Here is a 13,094-nt window from a genome sequence, read left to right as displayed (position 1 = left end):
CGGAGCGCGCCGATGTTCGCGATCGACCCCGCCTTCCTGGCGACCTCCCACCCCCTGGCCGAGCTGGCGCTTTGCCATGTGCGGCTGCAGGACGACGCCCGCTATCCCTGGCTGGTGCTGATCCCTCGCGTGGCCGCGGTCCGCGAACTGGAGGACCTTTCCAGGGGCGATCTCTCGATCCTGATGGACGAAGTGCTGCTGGCCGGCCGCGCGGTCCGGGCCGCAGGCGTGACCGTCGACAAGCTGAACGTCGGAGCCCTGGGCAACGTCACGCCCCAGCTCCACATCCACATCGTCGGCCGCCGCGAGGGCGATCCGGCCTGGCCCGGCCCGGTCTGGGGCCACAGCCCGGCCGAACCCTACGAAGCCGCCGCGCTCGCCCGCACCATCGAAAGGCTGGCGCCGCTGTTCTGAGCCGGTGCGTCAGCGCCGGATAGCTGAGATCACCTCCACTACGCGTGCGGGTGCGCCTTGGCGTAGGCGCTGAGGAGGGAGGCCGCGTCCACCTCGGTGTAGCGCTGGGTTGTCGAAAGCGAGGCGTGGCCCAGCAGTTCCTGGATCGAGCGCAGGTCTGCGCCCGCGCCCAGCAGGTGCGTGGCGAAGGAGTGACGCAGGGCGTGAGGCGTGGCGCTGTCGGGCAGGCCAAGCCGCCCGCGCAGGTTCTGCACCGTCGCTTGCACGTGACGGGCGCTCAAAGGCCCGCCCCGCTTGGCGCGGAAGAGGGCCCCGTCCGCCGCCAGGACGAACGGAACTTCGGCGAGATAGGCGTCCACCGCCTCGCGCACCGCCGGCAACACCGGCACGATCCTGGTCTTGCCGCCCTTGCCGAGGATGCGCAGGCTCTCGGGCAGCGGCGCGTCGCTCCGCTTCAGCGACAGCGCCTCGGAGATCCGCAAGCCGCAGCCATAGAGCAGGGTCATCACCGCCTGGTCGCGGCTGGCCTCCCAGTCCGCGCGGTCGGGGTCGAGGCCTGGCTCGGCGATCAGGCCGCGGGCCTGGTCTTCGCTGACCGGCCGTGGCGCTGAGGGGACCACGCGCGGCCCGCGCACCAGGGCGATCGCCGGGTTCGGGGTGTCCAGCCGCCGGTCGAGGAAGCGGTGGAAGGTGCGGATCGCAGATAGGGCCTGAGACAGCGACCGCGCCGACAGCGGACGCTCGCCCTGTCGCAGGTGCGCCAGCCAGGCGCGGATTTCGCCAGCGGTCAGCGAACCCATGTCGGCGACGCTCAGGCTCTCGCCGCGATGCTGTTCCAGAAAGAAGAGATAGCGGTTGGCGGCGAAGGCGTAGGCTTCCACCGTCCGGGGCGAGGCCCGCCGCTCCTTGGCCAGGTGCTCCAGCCAGAGGGCCAGCGCCTGGCGCGCGCTGGTCACAGGACCGGCCATCGCTCCGCGGTCCGCTCGACCACGCGGGCCAGGAAGGCGACCAGCTCGACGCCCATATCCTCGGTGAAGCCCTTGGCGTCGGTCGAACCGAAGGCCAGCAGTCCCTCGCGGGACGGCTCCCAGATCGCCATGCGGACCATCGCCATGGAGCGAATCTCGCCCGCTCGTTCGCCGAATAGTCCCAGAGCCGTGGGCTGGAAGCCCATCAGGGCCACGCGGTCGTGGCCGATGATCATGTCGATCTGGCCTTCCACCAGCATGCGCCAGCCGGCCGGTGTGCGGTCGGGGCCTTCCAGCGCCACCACGCCCGCGGCCAGGCCGAAGCGGAGCTGGGCCAGCTCGTCCACCCGCCGCGCCAGGTCGGCGTGGTTACGGGCGTCCAGCATGTCGACCACCGCCCCATGGGTCTGGGCCTGGGCGTTGAAGTTGGCGCGGGCGGTGGCTTCCAGGCGCTTGCGGGCGTTGCTCTCGCGCCGATGCGCCTCGTGAACACGCGCCAGGGCGGCCGGGCCGAAGTCGATGATATTGGCCGAATCGGCGCGCAGGCCGAGCTCGCGCAGCAAGCCCGGATCGCCCTGCAGGAAGTCGGGGTTCTCGGCCAGGAACTGCCGGACGATGGCCGGTTCCGGCCCCTGTTCCTTGGCTTTTGCCCCGCCTTCCATCTCCGCCCCCATCGCCCGCTTAAAGGATCGACTGTCCCGTCTTGGCCCAGTCGCTCATGAACTGTTCAAGCCCCTTTTCGGTTAACGGGTGCTTGAAGAGGTCGGCGAAGACGTTGGGCGGAATGGTCGCGCAGTCGGCCCCGGCCAGGGCTGCGGCGGTCACGTGCGCCGTGGTGCGGATCGAGGCCGCCAGGATCTCGGTGTCGAAGCCGTAGTTGTCGTAGATGGCGCGGATCTCGCTGATCAGTTCCATGCCGTCGGCGCCGACATCGTCCAACCGGCCGATGAACGGAGAGATGTACGAGGCGCCCGCCTTGGCCGCCAGCAGCGCCTGGGCGGCCGAGAAGCAGAGGGTGACGTTGGTCTGAATGCCCTGCACCGCGAACTCCGCGGTCGCGATCAGGCCGGCTCGGGTCAGCGGAACCTTCACCACCACATTCTGGGCCACGCCGGCCAGCTTGGCGCCTTCGGCCAGCATGCCCTCGACGTCGGTGGCGGCGACTTCGGCGCTCACCGGACCCTCGACGAGGTCGCAAATCTCGGCGATGACCTCCAGCATGGGACGGCCGGACTTGGCGATCAGGGACGGGTTGGTGGTCACCCCGTCCACAAGGCCGGTCGAGGTGAGATCCTTGAGCAGGCCGATGTCGGTGGTGTCGAGAAAGAGCTGCATGGGTGACCTTCTGACGCTGGAATGCGACGGCTCTTTACCGGTTGCGGCGACGGCGGGCCAGCCTATGTGGGCCAGGCCATGAGCCGTATCGCGTCCGTCCTCCTGCCCATGCCTCTTCCGGAGGCGTTTGATTACGCCGAGCCCGAGGGAATGGACCTTGAGGTGGGCGACCAGGTGGCCGCGCCGCTTGGTCCGCGCCTGCTGCGCGGTGTGGTCGTGGCCTTGCGCGAAGGCGCCGGCGGCAACCGGCCGCTCAAGCCGATCGAGGGCAAACTGGAATCCCCGCCCCTGCCCGCGGGCGCCATCGAGTTCGTGCAGTGGGCGGCCCGCTATTCGGTCGATGCGCCCGGCCAGCCGCTGGCCATCGCCATCCGTGGCGCCCGCGCGCCCAAGGCCAGGCCGGAAAAGGTGCTGGAGGCCACCGGCGCCATGCCCGGCCGCATGACTCCGGCCCGCGCCAAGGTGATCGAAGCCGCCCAGGCCGGCCCCGCGGCGCCCGCCGACCTCGCCCGCGCCGCCGGAGTCTCAGCCGGTGTCGTGAAGGGTTTGGTGGACGAGGGCGTGCTCGCCCTGCGCATGATCGAAGCCGAGGACGCCTTCGACGCCCCCGACCTCGCCCGCGCCGGCCATGAGCTGAACGCCAGCCAGGCGGCCGCGGCCGCGGCGCTTTCCGACATGGTGGGGGAGGGGACTTTCAACGTCGCCCTGCTCGACGGGGTCACCGGCTCGGGCAAGACCGAGGTCTATCTGGAGGCGGTCGCCGCGGCCCTGGCTCGCGACCCCGATGCCCAGGTGCTGGTCATGCTGCCGGAGATCGCCCTGACCCAGGCGGTGATCGCCCGCTTCGTCGAGCGCTTCGGCGTGATACCTGCCGAATGGCACTCCGATGTCGCCCCGCCCATGCGCCGCCGGGTCTGGGACGCCGTCGCCACCGGCAAGGCGCGCATCGTGGTCGGCGCCCGCTCGGCGCTCTTCCTGCCGTTCCGCAAGCTCTCGCTGATCGTGGTCGATGAGGAGCACGACGGCTCCTACAAGCAGGACGAGGGCTTCATCTACCAGGCCCGCGACCTCTCGGTGGTCCGCGGCAAGATCGAGAACGCCGCGGTGATCCTCGCCTCGGCCACCCCGTCGCTGGAGACCCTGCGCAACGCCGAGACCGGCCGCTATCGCTGGCTGCGGCTCGCCGCCCGCCATGGGACCGCCCGCCTGCCCGACATCAGCCTGATTGACCTGAAGGAGACTCCGCCCGAGGCCGGCCGCTGGCTTTCACCCCCGTTGGTCGAGGCGATGGCCGAGACCCTGGCCGCCGGCGAGCAGACCCTGCTGTTCCTCAACCGCCGGGGCTATGCGCCGCTGGTTCTCTGCAAGGCTTGCGGCGAGCGAATGACCTCGCCCGACACCGACTCATGGTTGGTGGAGCACCGCTATTCCGGACGCCTGGTCTGCCACCTCACCGGCTTTTCCATGCCCAAGCCCGAGCGCTGCCCCCATTGCGGCGCCAAGGACAGCCTGGCCTCTATCGGCCCGGGGGTGGAGCGGGTGGAGGAAGAGGCGCGGTTCCTTTTCCCCAAGGCTCGCGTCGCGGTTTTCTCTTCCGACACCGTCTGGGACGCCAAGGAGGCCCGCCGCCTGGTGGACGCCATGGCCGAAGGAGAGATCGACATCCTCGTGGCCACCCAGGCCGCGGCCAAGGGCCACAACTTCCCGCGCCTGACCCTGGTGGGCGTGGTCGACGCCGACCTCGGCCTGAGGGGCGGCGACCTGCGGGCGGCCGAGCGGACCTATCAGCTCCTGGCCCAGGCCACCGGCCGCGCCGGCCGCCGCGACCGTCCCGGCCGCGCGCTTCTGCAGACCTACGCCCCAGAGCACGCGGTGATGCAGGCTCTCAAGGCCCAGGACCGCGACGCCTTCGTCGCCGCCGAAATGGCCGAGCGCGAGATCATGAAGCTGCCGCCCTTCGGTCGGCTGGGCGCGATCGTGGTCTCCGGCCCCGACGCCGCGGCCCTCGAAGCCTTCGCCCAGGAGATGGCCAAGGCGGCTCCCAATGCCGAGGGGGTTGAGGTCTACGGCCCGGCCGACGCCCCCCTCAGCCTGGTTCGCGGCCGGCGCCGCAAGCGCTTCCTGGTCCGAGCCGACCGCAACGTCGACCTCTCGGCCTACCTCGCCACCTGGCGCGCCCGCGTTCGGCCCCCGGGCGCCATTCGCGTCGCCATAGACGTCGACCCCTACAGTTTTCTTTGAATGGAGGCTCCCCCGCTGGGGGCCTCGCCGGCAGGCAAGATCTGCGGCCGATGGGTGGGACCGCCCTTTGGCGGCCCCCTCCGTTTCGACTTCGGCGATCCATCTCCCTCAGGGGAGAGTCTCAACCTCTAGCGTTCCGCCCGCTTCTTCGCGGCGTTGCGGCTGGCCATGTTCAGTCCCTCGACGACGCCGGAGAAGGCCATGGCCGCATAGATGTAGCCCTTGGGCACATGCACCCCGAAGCCCTCGGCGATCAGGGTCGCACCGATCATCAGCAGGAAGCCCAGCGCCAGCATGACCACGGTCGGATTGTGGTGGATGAAGTTGGCCAGCGGGTCGGCGGCCAGCATCATCACGCTCACCGCGACGATGACCGCGATCACCATCACCGGCAGGTGGTCGGTCATGCCGACGGCGGTCAGGATCGAGTCCACCGAGAATACGATGTCCAGCAGCAGAATCTGGACGATGGTCGCGCCGAAGTTCCGGGCCGCCGCGCGGCCTGCGTCGCCGGGTATGGCGGCCTCCTCCTCGGCTCGCGTCGGGTCGACATTGTGGTGGATCTCCGTCGTCGCCTTCCAGATCAGGAACAGCCCCCCGACGATCAGGATGATGTCGCGCCAGGAGAAGACCAGTTCCCAGGCCGGCTCCCCATGCTCGTTCAGCGCGCCGTGCCAGGGTAATTGGAACACCGGCGCCGTGAGGCCGACGATGAAGGCGATGGTCGACAGCAGCGCCAGCCGCATGATCAGGGCCAGGCTGATCCCCAGCCGCCGCGCCTTGGTCCGCTGCTCCAGCGGCAGCTTGTTCGAGAGAATGGAGATGAAGACCAGGTTGTCGATGCCGAGGACGACCTCCATGACGATCAGGGTGATTAGCGCGGCCCATGCCGTCGGGTCGCTCGCCAGAGCCATAAGGCTGTCCATTCGGTCCTCTCGAAAACTCTCGGTTCAAAAATCTAGCTAGGCCGGTCGATCCCGGTAGCGGCGCTTCTGCGACAAAGCTTTTCCACCCCCCGGCGGCCTGGCCCTCATCCCCTCGGGACGACGACCTGGCGCGCGCGGGCGCCCCGCCGAGGCGAGTCCGCGCGAATCTTCAGGGCCACGTCGTGCCTGCGGCGGGCTTTGGGGAGGGCTGATGCCGAAAATGTGAGCGGACCGGCGAAGCGTGGCCTTTGCGGCGTTGCTTTGAAGACACGCCTTCCGACCGAAACATTTCGTAACAAGGTCGCGAGCGATCACTTGCGCCCGGCGACGCTCATGCAGGGTCTCAAAGGTCCAGCCAGATCGTATTCGCGCAACCCAGCGTGCAATATTAGAGCTTAGCGCGGCCGTTTAGAGCTGAAAGCTAGGATCAGGCGGAATCGCGCAGGAAGATCAATTTACCTCTGACTCACCAAGACTTCGCCATTTGCCCAGTGCAGCTTGCGTGCAACTGCGTCCGGTGAGGCTTGTGAACGGACAAGCTTCAAGCCCTGCGGCGTAAAGACTCTTTTCATCCGCTAGGGCCATGGTTACTCCTTCGACCGAGTTCGCGTGGGGGAGTACCCGTAACATGCTAAAACGACCGAGGGCCCTGCTGGGCTCCCTGGCCGCCGCGGCGGTTATGGCCTTGGCGCCGATGTCGGGCGCCGTCGCCGACACCTACTGGCAGTGCGTTCCATTCGCGCGCCTGATCTCCGGCGTCCAGATCTATGGCGACGCCTATACCTGGTGGCGCCAGGCCGTCGGCAAGTACGAGACCGGCGTGACCCCGAAGGCGGGCGCGGTCCTTTGCTTCAAGCCCACTGGAAAGATGCGCCTCGGCCACGTCGCCGTGGTCAGCCAGGTGCTCACCGATCGCGTCATCCAGATCACCCATGCCAACTGGTCCCGCATCGGCGGAACCCGCGGCCAGATCGAGAAGGACGTGACGGTCATCGACGTCTCGCCCTCCGGCGATTGGAGCCAGGTGAAGGTCTGGTACGATCCGGTGCGCGACCTCGGCTCGTCGGTCTACCCGACCCACGGTTTCATCTATCAGGACGCCAAGGCGGTGAGGGTCGCGAACTCGCACCTCAACACCGCCCAGAACGCGGCCATCGCCGTGGCCCAGGGCGCGGCCAGCCAGGTCGCCTCGGCCGTCCGGCCGGGCGCCGGTCCGCTCTCGCTGCTCAGCCAGGCCGCGGATTCCACTGACCGAATCGCCGCCCTCATCCAGGCTGCGACCCAGATGCAGCCGCCGGCCGAATCCAACTGATCGGTCGCCGGCCCCGCGGGGCCGGCTTGGCAAGGCCCAGGCCGGCTGGCCTGGGCGCGTCTGTCGGGCTAACTTCTTCACATGGCGCGAACCAAGCAAAGCCCGGAGCTCGAGATCGAGCTAGGCGGGGAGCTCTATGTCTGGCGGCTTCATCGCAGGCCGCAGTGGTCGAGCGACCCGTCCGAGAGCCGTGGTCCGGCGATCGCCGTGCGTCACAGGGAGGGGCAGCGTGAAGCTGTCCTGGAGTTTCCGCCCGGCCCACGGCCCAGATACGGCGCGCCGCAACTGCAGGCCTCGCAGATTCCTCCGGCGCTGGTGGCCAGGGCCATCGCATCGGCGATCGATGCGGGGTGGGAGCCGTTGTCCCGGGGCAAGCCGGTGACCGTCGTCGTGGACGCCACGGGAGCCTGATCGGAGATCTGCGGCATGGCCAAGCTTGTCTTCGGATTGAACCAATCCCTGGATGGTTATGTCGACCACGAGGCGTTCGCGCCCGACCCCGAGCTCTTTCGCCATTTCATTGAGCAGACGCATGGCGTGGCGGCCAGCATCTACGGTCGCCGCATGTACGAGGTTATGCGGTATTGGGACGAGGACGACATCGGGTGGGGGCCAGACGAGCGGGAGTTCGCTGCAGCGTGGCGCAGCCAGCGCAAGTGGGTCGCGTCGCGCTCGTTGAAGGCCGTGGGTCCAAACGCCACGCTGATCGGCGATGACCTGGAAGCGGTGGCGCGCCGACTGAAGGCTGAGCTCGACGGAGAGACCGAAGTCGGCGGCCCGGAGCTGGCGGGCAGCCTTACCGACCTTGGTCTTGTCGACGAGTATCGACTGTATCTCCACCCGATCGTCCTTGGCCGCGGCAAACCCTTCTTCGCCGGTTCCCCGCCTCCGCTCCGCCCCGTCGCCAACGACCGGATCGGCAAGGATGTGATCCGGTTGACATACGCGCGCGCCTGACCGGGCGGCGCCGACCCCTAAGACTCCTACGAGCCGAGCGAGCCTGGATTGTTCCCCGTGCGGTTGAGTCTCATTGCGCCCGATAGTTTGGCACGACTATTGCTGCGGGACCGTGGAACGCGGCGAAGGCGCCGCTTTTAATAACACTCGGTGGCCGCAAGGCCGTGAAAAGGGTTGGGGTTATGAAGAAGCTTATTGGCGCGGCCTGCGCGACCGCGGCGCTTTTCCTGTCGGCCTCGGTGGCGAACGCGGCCACCGTCTACCAGACGACGTTCCAGGGTGCGACCTTCACCGTCACACAGAACAGCGACACGAACATCACCTTCGATATCGCGGGCGCCAACGCGCTCAGCGGCAACTGGGCGGGCGCGCAGTTCCTCGGCGCCTTCTCGTTCAAGGGGCTCGGCGCCAGCGACCTGACGGCCACGCCGGCAGGCGGCGGCGCGGGCGTTGACGCGATCAGCGGCGGCCTCGCGGCGGGCGGATGCAACGGCAACGGCGCGGGCTTCGTCTGTTTCGACTTCTCGCCGAACGTTGCGGCGAACGTCAGCAATCTGACCTTCGACATCACTGCGAACAGCGGGACCTTCAATTTCGCCGAGAGCGGCCCGCACCTGAAGATCCTGTGGACGAACAACGGAACTCAGGATCAGAAGATCGGCGACCTGTTCTCGCAGGACATCCCGTTCTCCCATGTGACCGGCGGCGCTGTGCCGGAACCGGCCACCTGGGCGATGATGATCACCGGCTTCGGCCTGGCCGGCGCGGCCATCCGTCGCCGCCGTGGCGCCCTGGCAGTCGCCTAAAGGGCGCCGTCTGGAGCACTCCGGGCCGCTTGGCCCTCGATTCGGAAAGCCGTCCCGCGACGCGGGGCGGCTTTTTCTTTACCGAGGTCCGCCGCGCCGGGAGCCGGCGCCGGGATGCTTATCCTGGTCGTTTCAGGTCGGCGGCCTCGAAAAAATCGATCTGGTCGCCTTGGGCTTTTTTGAACGCCGGTCGATCGGTCATGCGGGCTACATAGGCCTCGCTCGCTGGTCTGGCGCCGAAAGCGCGGACCTCCGGAACCCGGAGCACATCGGCCATCAGCAGGTCGGCGATGGTGAAGCGGTCGGCCGCGAGCCATTCCCGCTCGCTCAGCACCCTTTCTAGATGGTCGAGGCGCTGGCCCAGCCATCCGGTCAGCCCATTGTCTGTATCGCCGGAAATCTTCAAGAACCACCACGGCACGGTGACCATCTCGATCGAGTTGAGGGCGGCGATGGTCCACTGCAGCGTCTCGGCTTCTCCGACCGGATCGGGCGGCATCAGCCTGTCGCTTTTACGCGCCAGGTGCAGCAGTCCTGCGCCGCTTTCGAATATCTCCAGCTCTCCGTCGTTCAGGAACGGAACTTGGCCAAATGGCTGGCGCTCAAGATGATTGGTCTGGCGACCGTCGAATGGGACCATTCGGATCTCATAGGCGAGATCAGCTTCCTCGCACGCCCATCGCAGCCTCAGATCCCGCACAAAGCCACGAGGGCCTTCAGGAACCCAGTCGTAAGTCCAGATGATCAGCTCGCTCATCGCGGCAAAGCCCTTCCCGCATTCGTCGCAAAATCAAGCCGCCGCCGTTGTCGGTCCGGTCGATGGAGAGGCTGCTCCAAACCCAGCCAACTCCGCTCTCCACTTGCGAGCCTGGTTGATCGGCGCGAGGTGGTCGTCCCATGTCGGGGGAAGCCTTGATCCTCGCCGAGCATACATGTTGCCGTCAGAGTCACGTAGAAGCGGTCTCGACGCTCCTGCCCGGCCCGAGCTCTACGCCGACCAGTCTCAGGTTGGCACACCCTCGGGGGGCATTCGGGACTTGGCTCAAGCAAACCCAAGCCGACCGGAGATACCGCGGCGTTGACCCATCGCCGCCTGGGGGGCACATGACCGCTGCCGCTGGGCGGAGAGTCTCATGATGAACTTGCTTCGCCGCGCCACGCGCGGCTTCGTTCCGCATGTCGTCAGCGGCGAGTGGCGGCCCACCGACGACATCGTCTGGATCGATCTCCAGAGCCCCACCCCGGAGGAGGAGGCCGCGGTCGAAGCGGCCTATGGCGTCGACCTTCCGACCCGCGAGGAGACCGCCCGGCTGGAGCCGTCCTCGCGCCTCTATCAGGAGAATGGCGCGACCTTTCTCACCGCCACCCTGCTGGCGCGGGTGGACGAGCCGCATCCCGTCGCCACCCCGGTGACCTTCGTCCTGATCGACAATGTCCTGATCACCATCCGATACGAGCCGCTGAAGGCCTTTACGATCTTCGCCCAGCGCTGCGCTCACGTGCCGGTCAACGACGGCGGGGATGCGGCCCTGGAGCTCCTGGACGCTATCGTCGAGCGCTCGGCAGAAGTGCTGGAGCTGCAGTCGAGCCTGACGCACGAAACCTCGATCGCGATCTTCAATCGCCCGCCCAGCACCGCCTTCGGGCCCCTGCTCACCGATCTTTCCCGCGCCCAGTCGATCACCTCGATGGTGCGCAAGAGTCTGGTCTCGCTGAGCCGCCTGACGAGCTTCGGCGCCCTGGCCCCGGAGTTCCAGAGGGATGAAGCCCGACGTAGTCACCTGACGTCGATCCAACATGACGTTCAGGCCCTGACTGAGCACGCCAGCTTCACCTCCGGCCACATTTCGTTCCTGCTGGATGCCGCGTTAGGCTTAATCAACATCGAGCAGAACAGCATCATCAAGTTCTTCTCGGTTGTTGCGGTAGTCTTCCTTCCCCCTACGCTGATCGCCTCGATTTATGGGATGAACTTCAAGATAATTCCCGAGCTTCATTGGGCTTACGGCTATCCATGGGCTTTACTGCTTATGGTTATCAGCGGCGTCGCGCCATTCATCTGGTTCAAGCGAAAGGGCTGGCTGTAAAGCTTGGCTATTGGCCGCAAGGCGGCCGCATTTTTGACACAGTCGAGCAACCGTTCCTTAAGCGCGAATGGAGAATTGTAAAATTCTCGTCGCCTTCCCCGGATCGCATGTCGGCAGTCGCCAATCTCTTTCGGCCTCTCGAGCCTCACGCCTTGCGCCAGACCCTGGAGGCGCATCGCCGCTACCTCGCCCATCGTACGGGCGGGCGCCGGGCCGTGCTGTCCTATGCCGACCTATCGAGCTATCGCCTTGATGGCGTCGACCTCAGTGACGCGGACCTCACCGGCGCGCGCATGGCCGGCGCCTCGATGGTCGGGGTCAAGCTGGCCCGGGCGGTGCTGTTTGGGGCGGACCTGCGCGACTCCGACATTCGGCGGGCGGACCTGTCGGGCGCGGATCTCCGCGGCGCCTCGCTACGGGGCGCCAATCTCTCGGGCGCAAGCCTCGTCGGGGTCGATCTTCGCGAGGGCCGCATCGCCCTGCAGGACCGCAACGACGGGTTCCGCTATCTCGATCATGCCGGTGGCCCGGGCGAGCTGAGCTTCGCGCTGCTGGTGGGCGCCGATCTGTCCGGCGCACAGATGACCGGCGCCTCGGCCCTGGCGGCCGACTTCACCGACGCCGACATGTCTGGGGCCCAACTCAGCGGCGCGCGTCTGATCAAGGCCAAGCTGGATGGGGCGGACCTCACCGACGCCGACGTGGCCGGCGCCGACCTCTCTGGAGCCTCTCTGCGCCGCGCGGTGCTGATCCGGGTGGATTTCAGCTTCGCCACCGTCGAGGGCGCCGACCTCTCCGATGCGCTGCAGGCCGCTCCGTCCGCGGTCTTCGTCGACGACCGGCCGCTGGGCCAGGTGTTGGCCGCGCACGAGTCCTTCTGCCAGAGCGGTGGTCGGGCGGGCCTGCCAGCCAAGCTCGCCTCCGTCGACTTTCGTCCGCTCGAGAGCCTGAAGCGCCGCAAGCTCAGTGGCCTGATCGCTCCCGGTTCGATCCTCTTCGAGATGGATCTCGAGGGGGTTGAGCTGCAAGGGGCGGACCTCTCCCGCTGCGACCTGCGCGGGGTCAACCTGCGGATGGCCGACCTGCGCGGCGCCAAGCTTGTCGACGCCCAGCTCACCCGCGCCGACCTGCACGGCGCGCTGCTCGGACCGTTGCAGATCGGGCAGGGGCGGGCGCTCGCCACCGATTTCACCCGCGCCAATCTGCGTCATGCGGACCTGCGCCGGGCCCAGGCCGCCCGCGCCCGGTTCCTGCAGGCCGAGCTTTCGGACTGCCGGCTCGAAGGTTGCGATCTGGTCGGGGCCGAACTCGACCCGCCGGCTCAGCCGTAGCGCATCTTGCCCAGGGCGCCGGCTACGTCGCGCAGCAGCTCGGCGGGCTTGTGGCCGGCCTTCCACTTTTCGAACGCCATGACGTTCTCGATGCGGTTGTCGACGAAGGTCATCGCCGCCTCGCGTCCCGACGACAGCCGGATGGCCATGGCCGAGGCCAGGATGCCCGAGAGGATGGCGCGCTTCGAATAGTGGTTCTCGTCGGTGGCCGTGTCTCCGGCCCAGCGCCAGAGGCCGTCGGCGGTTTCCCACAGCAGTCGCAGCGCCAGCGGCAGATTGAGCGGCAGGGCGAGGAAACCTGCCCATCGCCGCAAAGCCCCCTCGTCCGCCGCTGCGGCGTCCAGCCGGGCCTCGACCCCGGCGCGGATGCGCTGGCGGATCTTCAGGGTCGCCGGATCTGGCAGGGCGGCCAGGGCGATCGCGTCGTGACGCCTGGAAAATAAGGCCGCGAGGTCCTTCGGGCCGCGCGGCAGCAGCAGCTCCACGTCCGCCTCTGAAAGGCCGGCGGCCTTTCCGGCCGCCTTCACGGTCGGCCAGGTCCAGCCGCGAACGGCCGCAATCTGCAAGGCTGCGCTCAAAACCTGCCGCTCGGCGGCGCTCGTCCAGTCGTCTGAATTGGCCATGGCGACATCTTAGCCGGCGTTTTTGCGCCTGTCCGCCGTGGACATGGCGCCGGGCTTCTGCTATCTCGCCGCGCTCAAACCCGAAGGTCCAGGC

The 13,094-nt window shown here is 67.8% G+C and carries 14 protein-coding genes; 8 read left to right on the top strand and 6 right to left on the bottom strand.

All coding sequences use genetic code 11. From position 1 onward, the window contains the following. The first annotated feature begins 12 nt into the window (after window positions 1–12). Window positions 13–414, top strand: coding sequence for an HIT family protein (locus tag ABID41_RS07385; RefSeq protein ID WP_331931596.1), 402 nt, complete (start codon window positions 13–15; stop codon window positions 412–414). A gap of 38 nt (window positions 415–452) precedes the next feature. Here the strand turns inward: ABID41_RS07385 and ABID41_RS07380 are convergent, their stop codons facing one another. Genes ABID41_RS07380 through fsa form a run of 3 tightly spaced genes read right to left on the bottom strand, consistent with a single transcriptional unit; the run spans window position 453 to window position 2,717 of the window. Beyond that, the gene (locus ABID41_RS07380; protein ID WP_331931597.1) at window positions 453–1,382 is read right to left on the bottom strand and encodes a tyrosine recombinase XerC; all 930 of its coding nucleotides are present in this window, start codon (window positions 1,380–1,382) and stop codon (window positions 453–455) included. Beyond that, window positions 1,367–2,044: a DUF484 family protein gene (locus ABID41_RS07375; protein ID WP_331931598.1), complete on the bottom strand. Its 678-nt coding sequence runs from the start codon at window positions 2,042–2,044 to the stop codon at window positions 1,367–1,369. Before ABID41_RS07375 ends, ABID41_RS07380 begins: the two co-directional genes overlap by 16 nt. Window positions 2,045–2,063: 19 nt before the next feature. After that, a complete protein-coding gene (fsa, locus tag ABID41_RS07370; RefSeq protein ID WP_331931599.1) occupies window positions 2,064–2,717 on the bottom strand; it encodes a fructose-6-phosphate aldolase in 654 nt (217 codons plus the stop codon). A 78-nt stretch (window positions 2,718–2,795) separates the two neighbouring features. On the opposite strand from fsa, the gene ABID41_RS07365 reads away from it, so the two are divergent. After that, window positions 2,796–4,958 carry a primosomal protein N' gene (locus ABID41_RS07365; protein ID WP_354297729.1) on the top strand — a complete coding sequence of 721 codons (2,163 nt, stop codon included), beginning with the start codon at window positions 2,796–2,798 and terminating at the stop codon, window positions 4,956–4,958. A gap of 128 nt (window positions 4,959–5,086) precedes the next feature. Here ABID41_RS07365 and ABID41_RS07360 read toward each other — a convergent pair whose 3' ends face one another. Further along, window positions 5,087–5,884, bottom strand: a complete 798-nt coding sequence (locus ABID41_RS07360; protein WP_331928364.1) for a TerC family protein — start codon at window positions 5,882–5,884, stop codon at window positions 5,087–5,089. A gap of 628 nt (window positions 5,885–6,512) precedes the next feature. Here ABID41_RS07360 and ABID41_RS07355 point away from each other — a divergent pair. From ABID41_RS07355 to ABID41_RS07340, 4 genes are all read left to right on the top strand, one after another. Beyond that, a complete protein-coding gene (locus ABID41_RS07355; protein WP_354297367.1) occupies window positions 6,513–7,196 on the top strand; it encodes a CHAP domain-containing protein in 684 nt (227 codons plus the stop codon). 81 nt (window positions 7,197–7,277) lie between these two features. After that, the gene (locus ABID41_RS07350) at window positions 7,278–7,607 is read left to right on the top strand and encodes a hypothetical protein (protein ID WP_331932478.1); all 330 of its coding nucleotides are present in this window, start codon (window positions 7,278–7,280) and stop codon (window positions 7,605–7,607) included. 15 nt (window positions 7,608–7,622) lie between these two features. Continuing rightward, window positions 7,623–8,153 carry a dihydrofolate reductase family protein gene (locus ABID41_RS07345; RefSeq protein ID WP_331932477.1) on the top strand — a complete coding sequence of 177 codons (531 nt, stop codon included), beginning with the start codon at window positions 7,623–7,625 and terminating at the stop codon, window positions 8,151–8,153. A 182-nt stretch (window positions 8,154–8,335) separates the two neighbouring features. Next, window positions 8,336–8,959 carry a PEPxxWA-CTERM sorting domain-containing protein gene (locus ABID41_RS07340; RefSeq protein WP_354297366.1) on the top strand — a complete coding sequence of 208 codons (624 nt, stop codon included), beginning with the start codon at window positions 8,336–8,338 and terminating at the stop codon, window positions 8,957–8,959. A gap of 118 nt (window positions 8,960–9,077) precedes the next feature. Here the strand turns inward: ABID41_RS07340 and ABID41_RS07335 are convergent, their stop codons facing one another. Then, window positions 9,078–9,716: a glutathione S-transferase family protein gene (locus ABID41_RS07335; RefSeq protein ID WP_331929165.1), complete on the bottom strand. Its 639-nt coding sequence runs from the start codon at window positions 9,714–9,716 to the stop codon at window positions 9,078–9,080. Window positions 9,717–10,092: 376 nt separating this feature from the next. Between ABID41_RS07335 and ABID41_RS07330 the strand changes: the two genes are divergently transcribed. Together ABID41_RS07330 and ABID41_RS07325 are read left to right on the top strand one after the other, a co-directional pair. Next, window positions 10,093–11,046 (top strand): magnesium transporter CorA family protein, encoded by a 954-nt coding sequence (locus tag ABID41_RS07330; RefSeq protein WP_331929167.1) that lies wholly within the window; start codon window positions 10,093–10,095, stop codon window positions 11,044–11,046. Window positions 11,047–11,198: 152 nt separating this feature from the next. Next, complete coding sequence (locus ABID41_RS07325; RefSeq protein WP_354297365.1) at window positions 11,199–12,377, top strand: pentapeptide repeat-containing protein; 1,179 nt, start codon at window positions 11,199–11,201, stop codon at window positions 12,375–12,377. On the opposite strand, the gene ABID41_RS07320 is transcribed toward ABID41_RS07325, so the two are convergent. Next, the gene (locus ABID41_RS07320) at window positions 12,368–13,000 is read right to left on the bottom strand and encodes a COQ9 family protein (RefSeq protein WP_331929171.1); all 633 of its coding nucleotides are present in this window, start codon (window positions 12,998–13,000) and stop codon (window positions 12,368–12,370) included. The two genes, ABID41_RS07325 and ABID41_RS07320, sit on opposite strands and share 10 nt — an antisense overlap. Between the last annotated feature and the right edge of the window lie 94 nt (window positions 13,001–13,094).

This window comes from Phenylobacterium koreense, assembly GCF_040545335.1.
Lineage (GTDB): Bacteria > Pseudomonadota > Alphaproteobacteria > Caulobacterales > Caulobacteraceae > Phenylobacterium > Phenylobacterium koreense.
Note: the sequence above shows the minus strand (reverse complement) of the source record. Positions and strands in the feature narration are given on the sequence as shown.